The organism is Streptomyces sp. NPDC088910, assembly GCF_044749865.1.
In the GTDB taxonomy this organism is placed as follows: domain Bacteria; phylum Actinomycetota; class Actinomycetes; order Streptomycetales; family Streptomycetaceae; genus Actinacidiphila.
The window spans coordinates 779,064-803,040 of the sequence record NZ_JBIVIV010000002.1 but is presented as its reverse complement, the minus strand read 5'-3'; the positions used below and the strand labels follow the sequence as shown (position 1 = coordinate 803,040).

The following is a 23,977-nucleotide window of genomic DNA, read 5'->3' as shown; positions in this document are numbered from 1 at the left end:
GCGACCGCCTCACTACGCTGGCCGGAGGGCAACCACCGGCACTCGACGGGGAGACCATGACGCTCGACACCGACCGCATCCACCAGCTCCTGGACGACGGCGTACGGGACAAGGTCTACCCGGGAGCCGTCTGGGCCGTCGGTGACCCACATGGCACCACGGCAAGCGGAGCCGTCGGCCTACTCGACCCCAGCGAGCCGGACCAGCCGATGCGGGTCGACACGGTCTTCGACATCGCCAGCCTCACCAAGATCCTCGCCGTCTGGTCCACCACCGGCATCCTCGTCGAGAGCGGCAAACTCCAGCTCGACGCCCCGCTCGGCACCTTCTGGCCCGAGGTCGTCGGCCGTCCGCTCGGTGACGCCACCGCCCACCACCTGCTCACCCACACCGCGGGGCTTCCCCTGCGCGCCAACCTGCGCAACCTCTACGGCACCGACCCGCAGGACATTCGCGACGGCGTCCTCCACGAGGCCCTCCACCGTCGGCCCGGCGAAGCCGTGGAATACACCGACCGCGCCGCGCTCGTCCTCGGCTACCTCGCCGAATATCTCAGCGGCCAACCCCTGGACCAGCTCGCAGCCAATCGCGTCTGGCAACCGCTGGGCATGACCGAGACCACCTTCGGACCGCTCACCCCCGAGAACGTCGCCCGCAGCGCCCCAACCGAGCTGGACGACGAGACCGGCCGCCACCTCAAGGGCACCGCCCACGACTTCTCCGCCCGCCTCCTCGGCGGCACCTGCGGCATCGCCGGCGTCTTCTCCACCGCCGACGACATCTCGACCTTCGCCCGCCACATGCTCAACCCCGCCCAGGCCGCCTTCGGCCCCACCTGGACCGCCGACTCCCTCCGCCTCCACACGGGCGCCCTCACCCCCGCCCGCGGCCTCTTCTGGCACCCCGCCCCCGGCACCCTCCCCACCGACGACACCTGGGTCCACTACGGCTTCACGGGCACCGCCCTGTGGATCTCCCCCACCCACGAACGCTGGGCCACCCTCCTCACCAACAAGCTCTACTACACCCGCCACCGCGGCCCCTTGACGGAGATCCGCGACACCTTCCGGAAGATGGCGTTCGATTACAATGGCTAGCGTCACCTGGCACGGCACTGGCCTGGGCAGCTATCGCTGGGTCGTTGAGCGAACCTTCGCCTGACTCCACGGCTTCAAACGACTCCGCACCAGCAGGGAACACCGAACCGACGTCCACGAAGCCTTCTCAAGCTCACCTTCTGGTCGATCCCCCTGGGACAGACCAACTCATTGCGTTAGCCGTTGTCAGGGCGTGCAGATCTTTAACTCGTGGCTTTCCGTTCGGTGGTTCGTTGGTCTGGCATGAGCGGGTTGGATGGGCAACGGGCCGTGCTGGCAGCCAAGTTCGAGGTGATTCTGCCGCACCTTGACGAGCGGCAGCGTCGCCTGCTGATAGGGGCGGAGGCACAGTCGCTGGGCCACGGCGGGATCAGAGCTGTCGCCCGTGCCGCCGGTGTCCGTGAGGCCACTGTGTCAGTCGGAGTGCGGGAGCTGGATTCTGGACAGGCCCCGCTGGGACGCATCCGCCGGCCCGGCGCCGGCCGCAAACGGGTCGTCGACCGGAACCCAGCCGTTCGGGTGGCACTCCTCACGCTGGTCGAGCCCGACGTCCGCGGAGATCCCATGTCGCCCCTGCGCTGGACCACCAAATCCACCCGCAAGCTCGCCGCCCAGCTGACCCGGCAGGGCCACAGGATCTGTGCGGACACGGTGGGCGACCTCCTGCGCGAGGAGGGCTTCAGCCTGCAGAGCAACGCCAAGACGCTGGAGGGCAAGCAGCACCCCGACCGGGACGCACAGTTCAGCTACCTCAACGAACAGGCCCGCGACCATCGGGACGACGGGGCTCCGGTGATCAGCGTGGACACGAAGAAGAAGGAACTGGTCGGCCCCTTCAAGAACAACGGCCGTGAATGGGAGCCGAAAGGCGAGCCGGTGCGGGTCGACACCCACGACTTCCCCGACCGGGAGCTGGGAAGAGCGGTTCCCTATGGCATCTACGACGTCGCCGCGAACACCGGCTGGGTCAACGTGGGCACCGATCACGACACAGCCGCGTTCGCCGTCGAATCCATCCGCCGCTGGTGGAACAGTGCCGGGCGGGCCGCCTACCCGACGGCCGGGCGGCTGCTGATCACCGCCGACGCGGGTGGCTCCAACGGGTACCGCACCCGGACCTGGAAGACCGAACTCGCCCGATTCGCGGCCGAAACCGGCCTGGCGGTCACCGTGTGCCACCTGCCTCCCGGAACATCGAAGTGGAACCGGATCGAGCACCGGCTGTTCTCCCACATCACCATGAACTGGCGCGGCAGGCCCCTGACCAGCCACGAAGTCATCGTTGAGAGCATGGCCGCGACCACCACCAAATCCGGCCTGACCGTGCACGCCGAACTCGACACCAGCCTCTACCCCACCGGCATCCAGGTCACTGACGACGAGATCGCCGCCCTGCCCATCACCCGCCACCGCTTCCACGGCGACTGGAACTACACCCTCCACCCCCAGCACCCGCCGGACGCGGCGACGACCGACAGCACGTCAGACCAGGACCTGGCGATCAGACCGGCCCGCCTCACGCAATTTTCACTGCAGGACCCGGAACTGACCGGTATGCCCCGCCAACAGCTCAGCCAGTTGATCGACACGCTGACTCCAGAGCTGGAGGTCCGACACGAGCAAGTGCTCCGCACCCGCCGCGGTCACGAGCGCCTGGTGGCCCCTGGCACAGGTGCCAAAGCCAAACTCACCCCAGCAGACCGAGTCCTGGTCACCGTGCTCCACCTGCGCAAACTCGCAACCATGGACCTCCTCGGCCAGCTCTTCGGCGTCACCGCCATGACCATCAGCCGCGCGAAACAGGAAATCCGCCCACTCCTGGAAGCACACGGCCAACACATCAACACCTCAACCGCCCGCCTTCGTACCCCAGCCGACGTCGCGACGTTCCTCGCTCCCGACCCCACCCAGACCAAGGTCAAAAAGACGAGTTAAAGATCTGCACGCCCTCAGACACCTCGTGGGGTGGCGCCAGCGCGCTGGCGCCACTTGTCACAGCCCCGTCACAACGCCCACGGCCGTCCTCAACGGTCTGCCATGCTCGGCTTTCAGCACCCACCCAAGGGAACATATTGCTCAGTCGCACCCTCGCTACTGCTGGTTTCGTCCTCACAGCCGGGCTGCTCCTCAGCGCATGCGGCGGCGGTGAGGACACGGGGCCCCCTGCCGCGCCCACCACCAGCGCCGCAACGGCCTCTGCACCGATTAACACGCCGGTGGCTCCGACCGTCACAACGAACTCACAACCTGCAACCATCACCGCGGACCCCGCCTCTACGAAGCCGAAGTCAACCAAGATGACCTGCCAGCCAGGTAAGGACGTCATAGTCTGGACGCGAGCCAATGGCGTTCCGGACAACGCGGCAGTGCTAGGCAGCCATAACCTGGCAACGTGCGAGACCACGTTCGAGATGCTCAAGAACACGTCGCCAGTCGAACCCGGTGACTGCACCGAAGCGGCTTGGGCAAGCGACAACCCCGGCTACGAAGCTGACGTTTCGCCTGCGGCGCGTCTCAAGCATGTCCAGGTCTCGGTCGGCCCATCCTGTTAGACGAAGCAACGGTTGCAACCGACTCGCGTCTAGTCACCGGTGGAGCGCCGGAACTGTGCCCCAATGTCGGTTACCGAATCTATGGTCGGGTTAGCGGACGGTCGCGTCCCAGCATTGTAGGAAGGGCTCATGGATCCGGTTATTACTCCGGCGTTGCTGGCCAAAGCGGCAGCTCCGGCTGCTAGTAGATTCGCAGTGAACAATGCAGGCAAGCTCACGCGTGTGCGCAGAGCAGCGGCAGCCGCTGCCAAAAAGGCGACTGCAGCGGGTGCACCGGTGGCCGCGAAGACTTTGCGGAAGTGGCTTTCGCGTGCAGACACGGCTCATCTGCTGCGGCAGTGCACCGAGCGCTCACTCGAACAGGCCGCCAGCCAGTTGGCATACGTCATGCCAGGCAGAGACGTTGAGGAACGCGGAAAAAACGCGCTTGTCGTGCTCCGGTTGGTGATGGATGAGTATGTACGGTTCGGAACGCCAACGGAGGCAGCCCTAATCACCGGCGAATGGGGCCGTCAGACCACAGTTGAGGATGGGGCCAAGACGCGGAAGGAGTTCGGAGCACTGCGTGGCGAGGTCGTGAGCCGCCTTGACGCCCGCTCGGACTTTGGTGAATCGCTTCGCTCGCTAAGCCCTTGGAGCGCGCAGGAGGCGCGGCACCTGCTGAATGTATGGCCGCCCGTTGACAAAGCAGTGGGCATTCTCACCTCCGTGAACGGTCCGCGCAGCTCAGTGCTGCAGCAATGGGCTGAGCAAGAACCGGCATGGATGCAAGACGCGCCAGCAGAAGCATTTAGCTGGCTTGGTCAGCTCGCCGCCGAGTACCAAGCCCGGCCTGCAGCGCAGGAATTTATCGAGCGATGCATCCGCGAAGGCGGCTTTCCCCGCGATTTCTTGCTGGTCCGAGCTGCAATGCAAACTGGTACTGATACCGATGCAGATGAGGCTGCGCAATCCTATCTAGTGGTACATCAGGACGGCACCTCCCCAGTACTGAACGCTCTCCGGGCTCTGTGGGATCGGAACTGGGCGGATGGGTTAGAGCAACTGGGCCGATGGGATCCGCATGACGCTCTGGCCCGGACATTCAAAGCACAACTCGAGGCGCAGGCACTCGTGGGCGCGAACCGATACGGTGAGGCTCTAGCCCGTCTGCGTACCGTAGACGAGGCGGGTGTGTTCTCGGGCATTACGCTTCGCCTGGCCAGCACACTTCTGCAGCGCGCTGTCCATGGTCCGATTTCGAGCCGAGTGGCAGACGCGCAGGAAGCGCTAGCAGTGGCAATCCGCGCCAGAAATAGCCGTCGCCCCTGGCACGGGGACAGCGCCGAACCGGTCGTCCTGGCTGTACAGGCGGCAGTGCTTTGCGGCGACCTCTCCACAGCATGGAGTCTGACCCAGCCCTCCCCCGAGGGGCAGGCAACGCCACGCGAGGCGGAGGACAGCAGACTGCAGGAGCAGACCGCTCTGGTAGCGGCCCTGTCCGGCAGGACACATGTAGCTGAGTCGTTGTTGCCCGGTATCACATCTACATTCGCCCGCACTCGCATCAAAGCCTTGATCGCCGAACTGCGCGGCGAAGGAAACAGTGAGACTCAGCAGGTCCAGAATCTATGGCAGGAGGCATGGGAGGCCGCCAGCAACGATCAGGAGCAATTGGCCGCAGCCATGGGCCTCGCAGAATCAGAGGCAGAAATACCAGATCTTGGTCATCTCCGTGCCGCTTTTCCGGACGCGGTCAATGAAATCGAACTTCTGTCTCGAGCCCTACGGGATGGTTCAGGCGACGCGCTGGCGCTATTGCGAGCCAACGTCACTCAGAGTCCGGGAATTGTGGTGAAGCTAGCCGAGCGCTACCACCGCGGCGGCGACGGCACGCTGGCCGCGCAGACCCTCAAGGACGGCGCAGATCGCTGGCACGATGTCCGCTTGATGACGATGGCCGCAGGATTGTTCCAGGAGGCCGGAGAGCACGCCCGAGCGCAGGAATGCGCGGAAGCGGCGCTGAGGATGGCTGGGGCCAAGTGGCCAGGCCAGAGCCGCATGTACGCACTGCTCGTCGAGGTCGAGTGGGCTCAAGGTCGTATTGATCGCGCCACGGATGCCGCTACGACTCTGCTCGACCTTGATCCCCTAGACTCAGATGCCCGCTGGGCCTTGATCAAGTGCTTCACAGCCCGCGCCCAGGCGGAAAGCGCTTGGCAAACCCTCACCGACCTCGGCGACCCGTTAGATCCCCGAAGCCGCGACGAGGCGGCGCTGTGGGTGGGACTGGGCGCACGCTTCTCTTCCGATCCGCAGTTCACCGGGCGTGCACTTGCCCTGATGCAACGATGGCCCGAAGATGAGGAGCTTCTCGGCCGACTCCTCAGCGCGCTTCACATGCGTGCCTCCAAGGAGATCCTGTCCGGTGAGGACGGAATTCGGCTTCGCTCAGCCACAGACGACTACATTCAGCGGTTTCCCGACAGCACGGTCTTCCGGGCCGTTGCACTGGGGCCTCCGGACGACCCACTGCAAAATGTCGCCGACGAGCTGCGCCGCGCGCACGAGTCTGCCCCACAGGCCAAGGACATTGTGGACAAAGTTGCCCAGGGGGTGCTTCCTGCAGGAATGCTTACTCTGGCTGCAGGCGTCACTTACGCTGAGGTCTGCCTTCGCCGAGCCGCAGAGCGGCCTGTGGTGCATGCTGTTGACATTCCACAGGTCCCAGCAGAGGTACAGGCAGTGCAGGTCGCGCGGACCAGCCGGACCGTCCTGGACACTACTGCTGCAGCCGCATTGGCGTTGCTGGACGCCAAGGTGGCCGAACAGCTCATCGGCTACTCGCAATCGGTCGTCACTACTGATCAGTTGCTGGCCGATGCTCTGGAAGCGAAAGAGTCTATTGTGCTGCGGTCGGATCTTTCCCTGGTTTGGGACGAGAATCGTGCCGACGTCGCTGTGCATTCCTCAACACCCGAACAGCTAGCCGCTCTACGGACCACGGCGACGCGCCTTGCGGAGATTATGCAGTCAACGGCACGAGTGTCGCGTCCAGAACTTCGTGCTCTTCCGTCCCTTCGCAATGATGGCCACGCCACGACGTGGTTGACAGCCCTCGACTACGCCAAGGAAAACAATCTGGTCCTGTGGTGTGACGACCGAATTTTGCGTGCCCTGGCACATTCGGAGGGCGTGGCCACGTTCGGTACGGTGACACTGCTTGATGTCTGCCTCCAAAGTGGCCTCCTCCGGGCACAGGAACACGTGGTCATCAAAGCCGAACTGCTCCGGAACTACTTCGTGGACTTCCCGTTCTCCGCCGACTTGTACCGGGCAGCAGCGCAGGCCGACGGCTGGCGCGCCAAAGGTGTCAGCTCGGCGATTTCGCGGCCCAGCGCATGGTCCGCCCCGGATGCAGCAACAGCCTTCGTTCTGGACGCAGCCGCAAAGACAATCGGCACCCAGCCTGATGAGGCATCGATGTGGCTCAGTTGCGCCTACGCGGGGCTGCACCGCGCAACGCTCCCTTCCCACCAGTCACGCAACCTAGAGGTCTTCTCCTGGCAGGTCCTGACCCAGCCCTGGTTGTCTACCTCTACCCTTCCGTTCGTTTTGACGGGTTTGCGCGGTGGGATTACCGCTGTCGCCGGCACTGACGCCCCACTGCGGGCCGCTCTTGCCCAGTACTACGGTGTTCTGGTCAGCCAATTGGGCCACATTGCTGCAGCGAGTGCCTTGATGGCCCTTTTCGCGCTCACAGACGAGAATGACAAGAGTATCGCCGCACGCATCGTGCTTACCCATCCTGATCAATAATCCCGGCATAATACGGACATTATGTGCCACACGAATGTGCGACCCATGACGCCTCAGTCATTCCTCGGGCGAATGCGGAGAACGGCTCGTATGCAATCGAATTACGAGGGGGAGAGTATAGAAGGGGCGCGTACGGGATCGGCATGCCGGGCGGCATCCGGCGAATTTAGTCCACCCCGCTCCAGCAATGATTCGGCCACGCAGACGGCCATCTGCGTGTCATCTGTGGCCTCACCAGGCTCCCAACCACCACCCCCGCACATCCCCCACCACCGCCCTGCTCGGGGAACCGGGCCGAAAACACTCCCGCAGCACCAAACTCAAACGGCGCACCCAGCGCGTCCCCCACAGCCGAACCCACCACGGTGCCGCCTGCGCGGTCCACACCATCCATCCCCGCAGCGTAGAAGCCTGGACGTCCAGGAAGAAAGGGAATTAACTCCCTGTGGCACGCCCTCACCGCAGCGTGTCGACTCCAAGCCGAGTACCCGTTTCCGCGGAAGAGACGTATCCGTGTGGCTGCCTATGCCAGGATCTGGCAGGGCAAGTCAGGGGGATACCTATGGTGGATTGGGTCACGATCGACTTCGAGACCGCCAACTACTCGCGCAGCAGCATCTGCTCCGTCGGCATGGCCGCGGTCAAGGACTGTGAGATCAGCGACCGCTTCACCAGCTTCGTTCGGCCTCCGGACGAAAACGGGTTCGCCTCGTTCGACATCGGACTCCATGGCATCACCCCCGCGATGGTCCGGGAAGCATCCACCTGGCCAGAGACCCTGACCCGGATTCTCGCCTTCGCCGACGGGCGCCCCATGGTCGCGCACAACGCGGCCTTCGACTTCGGTGCCTTGCGGGACGCCTGCACAAGAACTTCTACGACGTGGCCCGACCTCCAGTACGCCTGTTCTCTGGTCGTCGCCCGTCGTACTTGGAGGCTTCTGTCCTACCGCCTCCCGTTCGTCGCCGAAGCCGCCGGCATGCCGATGCAGGGTTTCCATCACGATGCACAAGAGGACGCGGACACCGCCGCCCGAGTGGTTGTCGCGGCCATGCGTACACACGGCGTGGAGAACCTCGACGGCCTTCTCAAGAAACTCCAAATCCAGTACGGGAGGCAGTACTCCACATCGGACTCGTGGAATAACTGCCGCCACCGCGCCCCTGAACCTCCCGCACCCATTCCGCAGGCGGACCCGAACGCCGACCCCAGCGGCCCGCTCTACGGACTCAGTGTCTGCCTGACCGGCACTCTGGGCTCCATGACCCGGGCTGCAGCGCAGGATCATTTGGCGGCAGTCGGCGCACAGGCCACACAATCAGTCGGCCGTAAGACCGATCTCCTCGTCGTCGGAAGCCCTGACCCCTCGCGCTTCGCCCCCGGAATGACGCTCAGCAACAAGCACCGCAGAGCGCAAGAACTCCTCGACGCAGGGCACAGCATCGAGGTCATCACGGAACCGGAACTCCTGGAACTGCTGTCCCTCTCCAGCCCGGTCTCAGCCGAACCGCACGACCGTGCCGTTGTGCGCGAGACCTCCCTGGACGCAGCACGCGACCGTTACTGAGGTTGAACTCGTGATGTCGTCATGAGTTCAACGTCGGTAACCACGTCGGGCGCCTCCGTGCCTCTTGCCCGCACGCACTCATCTGGCGGCCGACCCCGCACCACTTCCGCACCACGCAGAGTGGTAAGGGACGGTCAGCCACGGTCACCAACGGCGTCTACCCTTGGGACACTTCAGGACCAAACACATCGCTGACCAGCACGGATGCCGATGAGGCACCTGTGATTCCCAAGCTCAGAGCGCGGGTTCGATTCCCGTCATCCGCTCCATTAATAAAGCCCCGGGTCGAAGACCTGGGGCTTTATTGTTGTCCAGACCAATTAATGGGCCGCGCACCACTTGTGCACCACATCTGGCGGTTAATTGGGGCTGGGGAGCGGGGACGAATGGCGCGTCGAATATTGACGCGGTGCAATTCTCGAATCCTGAGACGGGCTTTGAGTGACTTGCGTCACATAGTGAAGTCACCTTCGGTCACGCCCGGTTGACGGCCGCGCGGCGGCACCGACGTACAACGCCGCTGTTCAGGGACTGGATCGCGGCTGGCAGGGTGCAGCGTATGACCGATGGGTTCCGGCACGAAGCGTGGCAACAGGCATGGTTCGGGGGCCGACGAGGTGTCGCGTCGGCCCCCGAACAGGCGGTCAGACCGCCGTCAGGCCGGCCGCACCACTTCCGCACCAGATGGGTCGTCGGCCAAGCGCCCACCAGCATGCAACCTACCTGGCATCCAGAGATCACCGGGCGGAGATCACGCCTTCTTGGCGCCCGATAGGCGCGATACTCCACGGGGCGCTGACGCCACCATCGGGTTCCCAGCCGTATTCCTTGAGCCGCTCTGCTTCATCGTGGCGACCCATTGATTCCAGTACCGACGCCCCGCACTCAATTCGATCGCGGGAAGTGTCAGGGTCGTTGATCATGCGCAGCCAAGCAAGAGCCTCATGCCCACGCTGGGCACGCAACAACAGTCTCACCGCGCCGAATGCCGCATTGGACTGACCGTCTTCAGCACTCTTCTGATACCAGTCGAGAGCTTCATCGATGCGCCCCGCCTTCTCAAGCACGCCGGCCAATTGATGCTGAGCCCGAGAATCGCCAACTGTCGCCAACGGGAAGAGAAGGGAAACCGCCTCACCAACCCTGGACTCTCGCTCCAGAATCGCTGCAAGTTCGTACGCCAGGCCAGCATTGCTCTCAGAGTGGGGGTAGAGAAAATCGATGACCTCATCACTGCGCCCCATGCGACACATGAGTTCAGCTAAATCGTCAGCAGCCGAATTATTCCCGCTTTCAACCATTTCTTTCAAGATTTCTACGCACTCCTCCTCTCGCCTCTCCGAAATCATTATATTCTTTAGCGCCATCGGAGCAAAGAGGCGACCCATTCGATCATCGTGCCCTAATTTCTTGAGATATGAGATCACGGAATCGATCCCGCTGCATGAGCGCTTCTCGTCAATGATCGCGTACATCGCCATGAAGTTTCCCTCAGCCACTGAACGCTCAAGTACATCGAAGCCTCTGTCAGTCTCTCCTACGCTGATCAGTAGCCTACCGTACTTATGCCGCCCACCGAAATGCTCATACCAAGCCATAACTTGTTCCACAGATACGTGCTCCCAGATATAAGTTATTGATTCATGAAACCACTCCTCCACATCTCCGTCGTACCCCCTTTCTTTCATGTGGTCACGACAGTCGCCAAGTGCAAAAATGTCACCTTTTTGAGCGGCCTGTAAATAGTAAGACTTTACGGAATCCCAATCTACTTCCTCGCAGTTAGCCAGCGTTTCTCCGGCGAAACGCAGTGCATTGGAGGCTCCGCGATGATCCGCCTCTTCGTACCATTCGACGGCCTCCTTCCCTCTGTCCGCCAGGGTAAGGATATTAGCAATGTCGAGAGCAGCTTCGCTGCTTCCGGAGCCGGAAGATTTCTTATAGAAAGCAACAGCTTCTCGGTACAGGCCCCAGCCTTCCGCTGATCGTCCGATGCTCATCGCCTCGGCAGGCGTTGAGTGGGATTGCAAAAGTTCCCAGAGCCCTGGTGGTGGCAGTAATCGACGTCGCTCCTCTCGGCCAAGTTGGTCGAGGGGATCTGCAAGGCGATATCGAATCGCCCCCTCTGCTGCCTTTCTGCTGCGTGGTCGAACACGAGTCAATGGTCCGCGAACCCCTCGTTGAGGTTTTGCCGCATAAGCCAAAGCGTCTTCTAGCCAGTCTGCTGGCAGATAATCGAACTCTAGGTCCGTTAGATATTCATAGGCCGCAGCTTCGAGCAGTTCGAGTGGTATGTTTTCGCCGAACCCAATCCGGCGGAGGTCCATCGCTGCGTCTATCAAGGCTCTGACCGGGCGCGGGGCCGTCTGGTAACGCTGAATCAGCGCTGGCACGCCAGCCAGATACTGTGCCACCTGGCGCTGCTCCGCACGTTCCATGGCTTGGGCGAGCCGGGCATCGTGCGCAGCGGCCTCTTTCAGGTTGTCGAGGTCCCTCTCCTCGAAAGTGACAGGAACGCGGATGGAACTTCCGTTGAGAACATGGCGCGCGTTCGGATGCAGGTCCCTCTGCCCGTCACGTGGTTCCGATGTTAACTGATCCCAGTATTCGGGCCAGAGAGTCACCAGGATCAGCACGGGGCGTCGCTCGGGTGTGTACATAATCCGTCGAAGTGCGGCCGCTAATTGCTCGCCTTCCGCAGGGTCAGCTGTAAGGAGGAACCGCTGGGCCTCGTTCAGCCACACCACCGTGTACGGACCGATCTTCTCAAGTTCTGCTGCCAGATCAGCATGCGGGGCGGAGTCCGAACCTTGCCATAGGCGCCACTTCGGGGGCAGTTGCTGAATCGCCTCCCAGAAGGTTCGGGTCTTCCCCGTCGAGGATTCTCCGACGAGCGTGACGACCAAGCTCTCTTCCGAAATCGCGCGGTCGACCCTCTCATGTACACGTCGGTCGTGCTCACGTACCACATAGGCCGGCAACGTTGGCTTTTGCTCGTCTTCGGCGACAGTGATGGACTGGTGGACTTCGAGGGCATAAGGGTCGAGTTCGCTCAGCGGCTTACCCGGCAGTTCTGCAAGGAGCGCACTGACCCAAGCTGCTCGGACGCGCTCCATCGCGTCCACGACGTCCCAGCGGGCCTCGCGGGCAAGTATTCCCGCAACGGAGACGACATTCGCCTGTTGTGCAGGGAACTCGGCTGAACCGATGATCCTGTGCACTGTGTCCTTCGAGGGAGACCCCGGCAGCAGATCATCGGGGTCGGCGGCAATTAGGTCGGCTATCCGTGCCACAGGAGGAGTCTTGGCCTCCAAGTAAAGCCGGTAGAGAAGCAACTTCAGATCACGCAACGGACCCGGAGCGACTCGTGGTGGAGGAATGCGGCGCTGACCGCTGCCACCCAATGCCCCGTACTCTCCCTTGTCTCGACTCATCGCAACATCATCTCGCCTGTGTCTCACCGCCGTCAGACCTTCTCCAGGTTGGAGCGCCGCTGATGTTCCCGGCGTCGCAACTCATCGTCTGCCCCGCGCAGCCCCGCAGCGTAGTCACGTGAACGAGCAAGAGGCATGCCGACCGGACGCTGAACGGGAGACGAACGTGTGTGAGAAGAACCATGGCAAACTCACGATCCGCCGCAGGCCACGGCTGACCCGTGCCGGACAAAACACTGTGCTGACAGCGGCAGTCGGAGGCTTGTCGACCGCCCTCGCGAACGGACTTCTCGGGTTTGTCTTCGAAGCCTTGCGGGCCATGCTGGGACGATGAGCACGGAGCGACAGCAGTAGCGCTTGCCAGGCCCAAGCTCAGATGGCGACTGATCTTCCTTGGGACACATTGGGGAGTTGGGCTGTGGTCACCCTTACCCGCGCAGGATAGTGGGCGAGCCTCTCCACTCCGCAGACCGCCCTTGCTGTCGCTCTATCGGTACACAGGTTCGGGGGCCGACGAGCTGTCGCGTCGGCCCCCGGACAGGCGGTCAGACCGCCGTCAGGCCAGCCGCACCACTTCCGCACCAGATGGGTCGCCGGCCGCCGCGTCAAGGCGCTCGGCGCGGACCCGTTCGTCGAGGCCGGCCGCGACTTCCTTCTGCCGCTCCAGCGTGGAGTGCTGGTAGATGAGGGCCGCGCGCTCCGAGGATTGGCCGGCGCGGACCATGGCGTCCTTCAGCGTGCCGCCGGACTGGGTGACGAGGGTGTTGCCGGTGTGCCGGAGGTCGTAGAAGCGGAAATTTTCGGGCAGGCCGACTTTCGTACGGGCTTTCCGCCATTTGCGGCCGAAGGTGGACCGGCGGAACGGTGCGCCGCGTTCTCCGACGAAGAGCAGACCGTCGGCTTCCTTTGCCGCGAACCAGTCGAGGTGCCGTCGTACGTCAACGGTCAGGAATGCGGGAAGGACGATGACGCGCTTTCCGGCGCGCGATTTCGGGTCGCCGGTGGCACGGCGGCCGGTGGTGAGTTCCGGTGACGCCCGGGTGATCCGGAGCAGCACGGGCTCGCGCGGCACGTCGCGCCGCCGCTTCGTCTCCTCCGGCTCGTCGGGCAGAGTCACATCGGGGCGGCGCAACTCCGCCTGCTCCTCCGGACGGAGGCTGCCATATGCGGCGAGGTAGACCATCAGCCGCCAGCGCGGACCCATGGCCTCGGCCACCGCGTCGACCTGTTCGACGGTGGCGATCGGGCGCTCTTCGGCCTCCTCCTTGCCTGCGCCCTTGATCCGGCAGGGATTGCGGCGGATCAGCTCGTCGTCGGCCGCCGTCTCCAGTACGGCCTTCAGCAGGCGGTAGGACTTGGCGACGGTTGTCGCCCCTGTGGCCTCCAGCCGATCGGCCCGCCAGGCACGGACCCGGCCGGGCGTGATCTCGTCCAGGTCGTACGAGCCGAACGCCGGCAGGAGGTGGAGGCGCAGCAGCCTGCGGTACAGCTCGTCGGTGGTCGCGGCGAGCCCGCGCTCCTCGACCCAGCGCAGCGCGTACTCCTCGAAGTTGACCGCTCCGGCGTCCGGGTCCGTCCAGTCGCCGCGCGTGAGGTCGGCCTCGATCTGCGACAGCCAGACCTCGGCGTCGGTCTTCGTCGCGAACGTGTCGGGAGTGAACCGGCGCAGGCCGGTGGGGTCGACGTAGCTGGCGGTCCAGCGGCCGGAGCGGTACTGCCGGATGGACCCGAAGCGGCGCTTGACGCCCTTCGCCTTTCCCATCAGGCCGCCCTCCGGTAGTGCGCGCGGGCGCGGCGAGGGGCGACGGGGTTCACGGTGTTCGCCTCGACGTAGGCGTCGAGGACCGCTTCGGTGATCCGGACGTGGCGGCCAACCTTGACGAAGGCGATCCGCCGCTCGGAAATGAGCCGGCGGATGAAGCGCTCGCCGGTGCCGAGGCGTTCGGCGGCGTCGGGGATCTTCAGCAGGCGTTCAGGCATGGGCGGCCCCCTCCGTCGCGGCGTGCGGCGCAGAAAGGCGATGCGGGGATGAAGCGGGTGGGCGCAAAGCAGGGCTCCTTCTCCGACCGACGAGGGGTGGCAGCCCCGGTGGTGCCGGCCGGTGGTTCAGGGATGGGCGGAAGCCGCGGAGGGCTTTTGGAAGGACGTCATGTTGTACCTCGGAAAATGCGGTTTGGGAAACCGCATTTTCGGTTGTACAACGCGGGCTGCGTAAATGCCGGAGCAGGTCGCAGGCCGGACGGTAGCACCGAATCCCGGACGCGCCCTGAATCAGCACAGAACGGACAACGCGGACTCTGTGGCAGGACGTTGACCTGGCCGGACCTCGGTTTGGACAATCCTTGATCTACGGCTACGGTGCGGCCCATACACCGCAAGGCTTTTCACTCCGAATTCCACAGAAAAGCAGAGCTATGTATGGACTGTTCGACCGGGGTGTGGTTTAACTGTCGGTCCCACCGTCCATAACGAGAAAGGCCCCCGGCGCTGAGAACGCCGGAGGCCGAAGCAGAAACCCCGTCCGCCCATCCCTGAACGGTCCGCCAGCACGCCGGGGCTGCCACCCCGTATGGCCACTGACAAAGGAGCTCTGTGCCCCACAGTACGACCTCGACGACCCGCACCGCACCCCCGTTCACCCGCCTCGTCCCGACGGCGGGGTGGTGAGCGGTGGCCCGGATACGCACCATCAAGCCCGAAGCGTTCGCCTCGGAGTCCTTGGCCGCGGTGTCCCTGTCCGCCGAGCGGACCTTCTTCGGCCTGCTCACCCAGGCCGACGACCACGGCCGCTTCCGCGACCAGCCCGCCGTCATCGCCGGCCTGCTGTGGTCCCTGCGCCCCGACCACGGACCGCTGGGCGTCGAGGACGACCTCACCCAGCTCGCCGCCGCGGATCTCGTCTGCCGCTACGAGGGCGAGGACGGTAAGCGGTACCTGCACGTGGTCACCTGGCACCGGCACCAGAAGATCAACCGGCCCAGCGGGGTGCGTGCACCCGCCTGTCCGCGCCACGACGCTGCCGGAAGCAGTGCGTCGTCACGGCAGACGCAGGGAGTCCTCCGTGAGGATGCGGTGAGCCCTCACGGAGGGTTCGGCGAGGAATCGCGCGAGGTCGGTAAGCCTTCGCCGAATCGAGTAGCCGCAGGTCAGGATGGATTCGGTGAGGCTTCACCGAGGGCTCGCGGAGCACTCAGTGAGGGTGCGGTGAGCCCTCGGCGTCCGGATCTAGGACCTAGGATCCTGGACCTAGGATCTGTTCCTTCGAGGGGCGCGAGCGCCCCCGCACCCACCCCTTCCGTCACGGTCTCGGCGAAGCAGCTCCTCGGCGAGTACGTCGCCGGGTGCGCGCACCGCCCGCCGGAGAGGTTCCTCGGGCACCTTGGCCGCGAGGTCCAGCAGTTGCTCGCCGAGGGCATCGCAGCCGATCACGTACGGGCCGGGCTGGAGCGGCTCCGCGTCAAGGGCCTGAGCCCGAGCGTGCTGCCGAGCCTGGTCAACGAGGCGATGAACGCCAGTCCGTCGCAGGGCAACGCCCGTACGCCGCACCGGGCGTGGACGAATCCCGCCGACGTCGAGGCCGCCTACGGGGGTGACCTGTGACCACCGCGACCCGCGAACCCCGCACCGTTGGCGGCGCGGTGGGCCGTCTCGCCGCGATCCTCTCCGCCCGGGGCATTGACCCGCACACACGCGTCCTGGCGCCCGAGCCGGAACCGGTGACCGCGCTGGAGCTGGCCGACGCCCGTATCCCGCCCCGCTACCGCCGTGCCCTCGCCGACCACCCGCGCGTCACCGCATGGGTCACCGCGATCACCGCCGCGGGCAGGCCGGGGCCGGGCGGAGCGCCGGGCATCGCCACGGGCCCGTCGCTGCTGATCGCCGGCCCCACCGGCACCGGCAAAACCCACCAGGCATACGGCGCGATACGGAGCCTGCTCGCCGCCGGAGTCCGGCTGCGCTGGGAGTCGACGACCGCCGCCGACCTCTACGCAGCCCAACGCCCTCGGCAGGGCCACGATCCCGAGCGGCAGCTCCTGGCGCTGGCGCGGTGTCCGCTCCTGCTGCTGGACGACCTCGGCGCGGCCAAGCAGTCGCAGTGGACCGAAGAGCTGACGTACCGACTGGTCAACCACCGCTACAACCACATGCTGCCGACGCTGGTCACCACCAACCTGCCCGTCGTCGAACTCCGCGACGCCGTCGGCGACCGCGTCGCCTCCCGCCTGGCCGAGATGACCGACCGCGTCATCCTCACCGGCCGAGACCGTAGACGGCACGCCGCCTCGTAACGCATCCCGCTCCCGAAAAAGAGGCCCACCGACCGCCTGTCACAACCACCTCCGCCGACGCGTGCCAGCGCGCGGAAGCCACCCTTCACCGGAGATCCCCGCATGCCTTCGAACGCCCATGTCCCCGTGCCCCGGGCCACCACCTGGGACCGCGCCGCCATCACCGTCCTCGGCGGCGCGGGCTGCGCACTCTCCTACGACGCGCTGCAGCAGATGGCCGTCGCGATCCACGTCCGCCCAGCTCTGACGTACCTCTTCCCCGCCGTCATCGACGGTTTCATCGCCTACGGCATCCGCGCCCTGCTCGTCCTGCGCACCGCGCCCTTCCGCGCCCGCCTCTACGTCTGGACCCTCTTCACCACCGCCACAGCCGCCAGCATCTGGGCCAACGCCCTCCACGCCATCCGCCTCAACCAGCAGACCCACACCACCGGACTGCACCTCGGCGACACCACCGTCGGCATCCTGTCCACCCTCGCCCCACTCGCCCTCGCCGGAGCCGTCCACCTCCACATCCTCATCACCCGCCACGAACCGCCCACAGCCCAAGTACCAGCGCCCCGGCCGACGGAGACCCCGCCGTCTTCGGACTCGGCACCCGAGACCGAAGAACCGCCCACACAGGACGCGGAGGCCGAGGCGGACCCGTCGTCCGGCCAGCCGCCTGTCGAGCACGCGCGCGCCGAAGAGCACCCCGCCGCGATACCCGACGAGTCGGTCCGCCGGATCGGCCGGCCGCCCAGCGCCGGACTCAATGAACTCCTTGCCCTGGCCCATCCCGTCTTCGTGGCGCACGAGAACCCCACCCGGGCCCTGGTCCGCGACCACGTCCACGCGGCCGGCCACACCATCGCCGAGGACCGGCTCACCCAGATCATGACCGCCCTGCGCCGCGAGCAACACGGCCGCTGACCGGAAATCCCCGCAGCTCAAAGGGCGGACCGGCCAATGCTGGTCCGCCCATCCGGTCACACCGACGACCGGGCACGGACCGGCCACGGAACACAGCCGTGTGCGCACGGAATCGAGTATCAGGACCGGCTGCCAGGGCCTCCCATCCGCCCGCCATGACCGCGAATCCCACACGATCTCCGTCCGGCCCAACACCGCGCGCCGGAACCGCCACCACCGACAACACCCCGACACCGACCCAACCCCGAATGGAGACCCACCGTGCACGACCCGCACCACAAAGCTCCCGCCCGTCCCGGACGGATACCAACCAACCCGGCCCCGGGCGGAGCAAGTTGTGCGTTGGGACACTCCCCCGTCGGGGAAGCGTCCTGCACGCGGTCCTGCGCCCCAGGGGTAGCACAGGACACCGGCCGCCAGGGGGCGACCGAGCCGGGGTGCGGGACCGAGGGCGGCCCCGCACCAAGGACAAGCTCGCCGCATACGCGCCCGCAGCGCCGCACCCGTACGCGTCAGAACAAACAGCGCGCTGCCGTCAGCGTCCGCCTCAGCACGAATGAGCGCGCCCAGGTGAAGGCCGCCGCCGACCACACCGGAGCAAGCCTCGCCAAATTTATGGCCCAGGCATCCCTGGCCGCCGCCCACGACATCAACCGCGTCGCAGCGAACCTCCTCGACCTGCGCGGCACTATCCGCGAACTCCTCGCCGCTCGCACCGACCTGGCCCGCATCGGCAACAACGTCAACCAGATCACCCGTACCTTCAACTCCGGCGGCGATCCGGTCGGTGCAGAAGCCGCTCTCGCCGACGTCCGCCGCGCCGCCGCCCGACTCGAAGCCGCCGCCCAAGCCCTGGCGGAGCGGGCGTGATCCCTTCCATCCACAAAGCCGGCACCCGCACCGCGGGCGCGATCGCCTACCTCTACCGCACGGCCGCGGCCACGAAGCCCACACAGACCCCCACCTCATCGCCTCGCTCGACGACCTGGCCCCCGACCCCGCCCGCGACCCAGACGCCACCTTCAAGCAGCTCGCCGCCTACCTCGACCTGCCCGTCCAGGCCGTCGACCCTGACGAACGCCCCGCCAAGCCCGTCTGGCACTGCTCGGTCCGCGCAGCCCCGGAAGACCCCGTCCTCACCGACAGCCAGTGGGGCGACATCGCCCGCCGTATCGTCCACGCCACCGGCATCGCACCCGCGGGCGACGACGCCGCGTGCCGCTGGATCGCGGTGCGGCATGCCGACGACCACATCCACATCCTCGCCACCAAGGTCCGCCAGGACGGCGCCAAGCCCCGCGACTCCTTCTCCTACAAACACGCCCAGGCCGAGGCCCGCAAGATCGAGGTCGACTACGGCCTGCGGGCCGTCACCCCCGGCGACGGCACCGCCGCCAAACGCCCCACCCGCGCCGAAACCGAAAAAGCCCACCGCACCGGCCGCCCCCGCACACCCCGCGAGCAGCTCCGTACGATCGCCCGCACCGTCGTCGCCGTCTCCACCAGCCCCGAGGAATACCTGCACCTGCTCACCCGAAGCGGCGTCCTCGTCGAAACCCTGCGCTACCCGTCAGGCGACATCCGCGGGTACAAAGTCGCGCTCGAGGGAGACACCAACGCCGCTGACCAGCCCGTCTGGTTCTCCGGCTCCACCCTCGCCCCCGACCTGTCCTACCCCCAGATGCACCAGCGCCTGGCCGCCACCGACCCAGCCCTTGCAACCGGCCGGCGCCGACCCAACCCCTGGCACCAGGCCACCGCCGCCATGGAACAGATCCCCTGGCGCCTCCACAAAGAAGACGACCCGACCGCCCAGGCCCACATCGCCGCGTTCGCCGAAGCCCTCGACGCACTCCCCCTCCAAGCGCCCCAGCACCTACGACCTCAGCTCCGGCAAGCAGCCCTGGCGTTCGAACGTGCCAGCCGCTCCCGCATCCGAGCCGACCACCAGCACGCCCGCGCCCTCCGCAACGCCATCCACGCCATCGCCCGCCAACCCACCACCACCGACGGCACCGGTCTGGCGATGTTCCTCGACGCCGCGATCCTCGCCGTGATCGCAATCCGCCGCTGGTCCGCCACCCGCCACCACAACCAGCAAGTCGAAGCAGCCCGCCAAACGCTCACCCACCTCCAAACCGCCTACGGCCAGGCCGCCGCAGCCCCACTCGCAGCCCTGACCCAGCGCACCCCACCCCGGCCGATCATCCAGCGACACGCCGAACAACTACGCCAGACGATCCCGGACCACGCCGAGCAAATCCTGACCGACCCCGCCTGGCCCGCCCTCGCCACCGCCCTCACCGACGCCGAAGCCGCCGGTCACAACCCGGCCGACCTCCTCCGCCAAACCGCCAACCAACGGACCCTGAACGACGCCCACTCCCCCGCCCAAGTCCTCACCTGGCGCCTCCAGCGCCTGGCAGCACGCCCGGCCCCCAGCCCCCGCGCGCAAGCTGCCCAAGCCCGGAGCGCGACGCTTCCCGAAGACGGACGGCGGCTGGTCCCACCGCCGTCGAGCAGGGCCCCCGCCCGCGATCAGGGCGGCGGGCAACCGAACAGGCGCCGATAAATAAGGCCACTCCAGATCCGCTGCCGCCCTGGCTGCCTGTTGGTCGGTGCGCCGCAGCGGTGTCCTTTTCGCGGGCGCCACCTTCATATGCGGGCTTAGGCTGGACCATGGCCAAGAAGGAATCATCGTCGCCAACACCGCCAGGCTGGCCGCCCCGACGAGTAGTTGAGGACGTCCGCGGGCGTGGCTCATCCACGGAGAAGGGGCTGGCCACGGCACACTCGATGAACCTGCGTGGCCCGGACGGCTCGGACTTTCGCGTCGGTCGCCTCTCCCACAACGATGACTCTGGCATCGGTATCGAGTTCATTGCTTATGCCAAGCCGATGAGATTCGAGCGCTGTCCAATCTGCCTGGCGCCCGATCCGTCGAGCGATGAGCACGTTCCGCCCAAGTCGCTGGGCGGCTCGGTGATGACATCAACCTGCGAGGACTGCAACAACAAGTTTGGATCGCTGTTCGAACGAACGCTCGCCGACTGGTGGGAGGACGCGCTCGGCTTCGTGTCCTTCGGCCATCAGGAAGTGCGAGGGGCACGGAAGATGCCCCGGATCCTCATGCGCCAGAAGGACAGCGGTGAGCCCGTATTTTTCGTCGCGGGCGGGCGGATCGATCCAGACATAGCCGAGCAAATGGTCCCGGAGTCCACACTTGAGGTGATGTTCACGCCCCCCGACCCCAACCGCTACCGGCTCGCAGCGTTGAAGAGCGCCTATCTCGGTGCATGCCTACTGACCAGATCGATCCCGGAGACTCCCGAAGCAGACAGCATCCGAGCCGAGTTGATGCACGCTCGCAACCTGCGGACGCGAGAGCGCCCGGAGATCAGTCCGCTCTGCGCCAACCTTACTGTCGCCAAGACAGATGGCCCCGCTGCGCCCGGAGAGATTGCCCTAGTGCGCACCAGGCCGTCGGACGGAGCAGCTCCCGAGGTCGCCATCTCGCTGGCGCGAACGCTTCTGGTGTCCTGGCCAATTGGTGGTTACCTGGTACCAATCGACGGCGACGGCAACCCACAACATGCTGAGCGCCTGTGACAAAGCCTCAGTGAGGCGTGTAAGACCATCGTTCCCGTCGCCCGAGCCGCCCTCGCCAGGTGACTGTGACCGCAAAATCCTCGCGGCTCCCGTAGCTCGGGCTGACCACGACGCGTACCACCTCGCCAGGCGCGACTGTCGGTCGCTGTGCTTCCGCTTCAATGTCCGTCGCGTCCGACGCGGATCCCGCGCGTACATGCACAGCCTTGGCCACGGCGGTACCCACATTCAGGACTGCGGATCGTTCCTGCTGCTCATAGTTGAACTCCCACCTAACCGCAGGGCGGCTCTGACGCCAGACGGCGACTGATGCGACTGCGGCCACCACTGCGGCGGCTGAACCAATCCACGTCGCCCAGTCACCTGCTTCCATGACGAGACCGTAGCGCGCCGTTCCCTATGAGTCGCTGGAAATCCCCGAGCTTGCGGCTCGGAGCAACTGCAGACTGTCCTTGCCGAAATCCGTCAAGATCCACATCTCACGAAAGCCGTCATCGGCTCCGACGCGCCCGATGCCATCATCCAAGGCAAGCCCCTCAGAGGTGAGACGAGCGATAGAGGCATCGAGAACAGCGGCAAAACCTGGCAGCTCGGTCAGAAGTTCCGGTCTCCGCCATCCGGGCCACCTTCGCCCCTCGGAACCGCCCCCCCTCGCCGGCATCGCAGGCGGCTCCTGCTCGAGGAGTTCCATAAGCTTCACTTCGGGCTCATCGACACGCGCAAGCCCACGGACCCTCAGCCGTTCCTCATCGACCTTCGTCTCATCCCGTACACCGCGGCCGAGGCAACCTCCCAAAGCGCGAATCTTCGCCTCAAGCGGCGTGTCCATGGCGGCTTGGACGCTCTCGGCCATCAGCGCAAGAAGCTGGGGACTCGACTCGATGGAGGACACGAACCTGTCGAGCTCAATGTCCGCTGCTACTGACCCGGTCACCAGAACGCGAGAAGCTCGTTCCTCGCGGTGCCGCATAATTAGGCCGATCAGTCGCCCGCTGGCGACATCAACAGCTTCCTTGGCCGCAAGTGCGGCGGCACCTGCGTCGAGCCCGATCGTCGCTCCCGCGACCGCCGCGCCCACGCTAGTGGCCGCACGCACGACAATCCCAGCTCCATCAGCCGCTCGATTCGGGCCCTTCGAGTCCTCTGCCATGCTTCGAGGCTAGTAGCCAGGGCTCTGCTGAGCGTCGGAAACGAATTGGTTAGTAGCGACCGGAACCTCCGCCCTCATGGGTTCCGGAACCACGGCTGCGTATGTCAAGGGTCGACGATGGCGTCGCCGAGGTGCTGCCGCTCGTCGAGACCTCCGACGTGGACCCCCCTGATTCTGCGCCTCACAGAGGTTGCCCATGCGATGTCGTGAAGGCTTCTCGCATGGCTACGCGGTCCTCGACGCGCAGCCAGAAAAGCTGGATGCTCTGTCTGCAGGTCGGCCTACGCTACTGCCCATGGTCGTATACACGAGCCGAAAGCGGACGGACACGTCGCCGAAGCGAGCGACAGAGTCAGATGCTGAGTTCTTCGAGAGGATCGCTGGTCCGTTCTGGGATCAGGTTCGAGATGAGATCAACGAATGGTGGTCCCACCTCCCGGACCATGCCCAGCCTGGCGTGCGTAGCCGACTGATGGACCGAAACTCTGACGCAAACGTCTTCTCCGCACTGTGGGAGCTGTACCTGCACGAGATGCTGATCGGCTCAGGGTGCAGTGTGGAGGTCGAGTTGGGCTTGGGGACCCGAGGTAAGAATCCCGATTTCCTGGTCGCGTCCGACGGCCAGGAGTTCGTTGTCGAGGCGATCTGGACAGCCCAGCGGCTCGACGATGCTGGCCGTCACGCAGTTCCGGCGCAGCTGATCGATGCCATCGATCGAGTACCAAGCCCAAATTTCTTCCTGTCGTACAGGCTTGACACGGCTGGGGCGGCTACGCCACCGCAGAGGCGGCTCAAATCGGGGCTGTTCCGATGGCTTGAAGGCTTGGATCCCGATCAAGTCATCGCGAGCTATGAGCGAGGTGCGCCACTGCCGATGTGTACCTGGCGAGAGGCCGGCTGGTGCCTCACTTTTGAGGCGATCCCCCGCAGCCCCGGCAGACGACGCGCTCCCACGGGCGGAACGATCGGCGTCCACCCGTCGCATTGGCTCGACGACCAGTCGAATCGGGTACTAGCCGCTGTCAAGAAGAAGGGTGGAAAGTACGGTGACTTGGGCCTGCCGTTCATCGTTGCGGTAGGCCACGCGGCCTTCTTCCCCGAAGACAATGAGACCGAGGCCGGGCTGTACGGTACCTCCGTCACGTACACCCGCGAGGACGCTTCAGCTTTCGGCCGCTCGTCTGATGGCTACTGGACTGATGCCCGCGTCCATACGCACAGCCGGGTCAGCGGCGTACTTACTGTCGACAATCCAGCACCGTGGACGTGGACGAGGAATCCTCCTGTTCTATGGCGGAGCCCCGACCTGAAGTCTCTTCCAGCTCCTGTCCTACCCACTTGGGAGTCCGCACGGCTGCTCGACGCGCGGGTAGAACGACGTCCAGCCGCACAGCCTCCCCACACTGCGCTTGGGCTGCCAGCTCAGTGGCCGGTCGGCGACGCCTTCCCTCGACGCTGACCGTCACGACGCCCTTGTTTCCTCGCCAGGAGCCGAGCGAGGAGGTGGCCAGAATCGCGGTGCGAGTTGCCTGGGCAAGGGCGCTTGAGGTGCCGAGGGAAAGGCCGGTG

The 23,977-nt window shown here is 65.5% G+C and carries 15 protein-coding genes and 2 pseudogenes; 12 read left to right on the top strand and 5 right to left on the bottom strand.

Features of this window, described 5'->3' with window-relative positions; all coding sequences use genetic code 11:
• Positions 1–56: 56 nt before the first annotated feature.
• The 4 genes and pseudogenes from ACIP4Z_RS07960 (at position 57) to ACIP4Z_RS07945 (ending at position 7,447) form a co-directional block, all read left to right on the top strand.
• Entirely contained in the window at positions 57–1,097 is a 1,041-nt protein-coding gene (locus ACIP4Z_RS07960; RefSeq protein WP_401305865.1) for a serine hydrolase domain-containing protein, read from the top strand.
• 4 nt (positions 1,098–1,101) lie between these two features.
• Positions 1,102–1,224: pseudogene (locus tag ACIP4Z_RS07955) on the top strand (IS5/IS1182 family transposase); the annotation flags it as partial.
• Between the two features lie 116 nt (positions 1,225–1,340).
• Complete coding sequence (locus ACIP4Z_RS07950; protein WP_401305863.1) at positions 1,341–3,032, top strand: ISAzo13 family transposase; 1,692 nt, start codon at positions 1,341–1,343, stop codon at positions 3,030–3,032.
• A gap of 746 nt (positions 3,033–3,778) precedes the next feature.
• The gene (locus ACIP4Z_RS07945; RefSeq protein WP_401305861.1) at positions 3,779–7,447 is read left to right on the top strand and encodes a hypothetical protein; all 3,669 of its coding nucleotides are present in this window, start codon (positions 3,779–3,781) and stop codon (positions 7,445–7,447) included.
• 155 nt (positions 7,448–7,602) lie between these two features.
• On the opposite strand, the pseudogene ACIP4Z_RS07940 reads toward ACIP4Z_RS07945, so the two are convergent.
• A pseudogene (locus ACIP4Z_RS07940) lies at positions 7,603–7,841 on the bottom strand (ADP-ribosylglycohydrolase family protein); the annotation flags it as partial.
• Positions 7,842–8,009: 168 nt separating this feature from the next.
• On the opposite strand from ACIP4Z_RS07940, the gene ACIP4Z_RS07935 reads away from it, so the two are divergent.
• The gene (locus tag ACIP4Z_RS07935; protein ID WP_401305859.1) at positions 8,010–9,014 is read left to right on the top strand and encodes an exonuclease domain-containing protein; all 1,005 of its coding nucleotides are present in this window, start codon (positions 8,010–8,012) and stop codon (positions 9,012–9,014) included.
• 737 nt (positions 9,015–9,751) lie between these two features.
• On the opposite strand, the gene ACIP4Z_RS07930 is transcribed toward ACIP4Z_RS07935, so the two are convergent.
• From ACIP4Z_RS07930 to ACIP4Z_RS07920, 3 genes are all read right to left on the bottom strand, one after another.
• Positions 9,752–12,448 carry a tetratricopeptide repeat protein gene (locus ACIP4Z_RS07930; RefSeq protein ID WP_401305857.1) on the bottom strand — a complete coding sequence of 899 codons (2,697 nt, stop codon included), beginning with the start codon at positions 12,446–12,448 and terminating at the stop codon, positions 9,752–9,754.
• A gap of 556 nt (positions 12,449–13,004) precedes the next feature.
• Entirely contained in the window at positions 13,005–14,210 is a 1,206-nt protein-coding gene (locus tag ACIP4Z_RS07925) for a tyrosine-type recombinase/integrase (RefSeq protein WP_401305855.1), read from the bottom strand.
• On the bottom strand, positions 14,210–14,428 hold the full coding sequence (locus tag ACIP4Z_RS07920) for a helix-turn-helix domain-containing protein (protein WP_401305853.1): 219 nt from the start codon (positions 14,426–14,428) through the stop codon (positions 14,210–14,212). The genes ACIP4Z_RS07925 and ACIP4Z_RS07920 overlap by 1 nt, the downstream gene beginning before the upstream one ends.
• Before the next feature lie 690 nt (positions 14,429–15,118).
• On the opposite strand from ACIP4Z_RS07920, the gene ACIP4Z_RS07915 reads away from it, so the two are divergent.
• From ACIP4Z_RS07915 to ACIP4Z_RS07890, 6 genes are all read left to right on the top strand, one after another.
• A complete protein-coding gene (locus ACIP4Z_RS07915) occupies positions 15,119–16,048 on the top strand; it encodes a hypothetical protein (protein WP_401305851.1) in 930 nt (309 codons plus the stop codon).
• A complete protein-coding gene (locus tag ACIP4Z_RS07910) occupies positions 16,045–16,737 on the top strand; it encodes an ATP-binding protein (RefSeq protein ID WP_401305849.1) in 693 nt (230 codons plus the stop codon). The genes ACIP4Z_RS07915 and ACIP4Z_RS07910 overlap by 4 nt, the downstream gene beginning before the upstream one ends.
• A gap of 102 nt (positions 16,738–16,839) precedes the next feature.
• Positions 16,840–17,649 (top strand): DUF2637 domain-containing protein, encoded by an 810-nt coding sequence (locus ACIP4Z_RS07905; protein ID WP_401305847.1) that lies wholly within the window; start codon positions 16,840–16,842, stop codon positions 17,647–17,649.
• 261 nt (positions 17,650–17,910) lie between these two features.
• Positions 17,911–18,519, top strand: a complete 609-nt coding sequence (locus ACIP4Z_RS07900; protein WP_401305845.1) for a plasmid mobilization protein — start codon at positions 17,911–17,913, stop codon at positions 18,517–18,519.
• Entirely contained in the window at positions 18,437–20,221 is a 1,785-nt protein-coding gene (locus ACIP4Z_RS07895) for a relaxase/mobilization nuclease domain-containing protein (protein ID WP_401305843.1), read from the top strand. Before ACIP4Z_RS07900 ends, ACIP4Z_RS07895 begins: the two co-directional genes overlap by 83 nt.
• 107 nt (positions 20,222–20,328) lie before the next feature.
• A complete protein-coding gene (locus tag ACIP4Z_RS07890; RefSeq protein ID WP_401305841.1) occupies positions 20,329–21,258 on the top strand; it encodes an HNH endonuclease in 930 nt (309 codons plus the stop codon).
• Positions 21,259–21,655: 397 nt separating this feature from the next.
• On the opposite strand, the gene ACIP4Z_RS07885 is transcribed toward ACIP4Z_RS07890, so the two are convergent.
• Positions 21,656–22,408, bottom strand: a complete 753-nt coding sequence (locus ACIP4Z_RS07885) for a hypothetical protein (RefSeq protein WP_401305839.1) — start codon at positions 22,406–22,408, stop codon at positions 21,656–21,658.
• A 295-nt stretch (positions 22,409–22,703) separates the two neighbouring features.
• Between ACIP4Z_RS07885 and ACIP4Z_RS07880 the strand changes: the two genes are divergently transcribed.
• The gene (locus tag ACIP4Z_RS07880; RefSeq protein ID WP_401305837.1) at positions 22,704–23,867 is read left to right on the top strand and encodes a hypothetical protein; all 1,164 of its coding nucleotides are present in this window, start codon (positions 22,704–22,706) and stop codon (positions 23,865–23,867) included.
• The last annotated feature ends 110 nt before the right edge of the window (positions 23,868–23,977 follow it).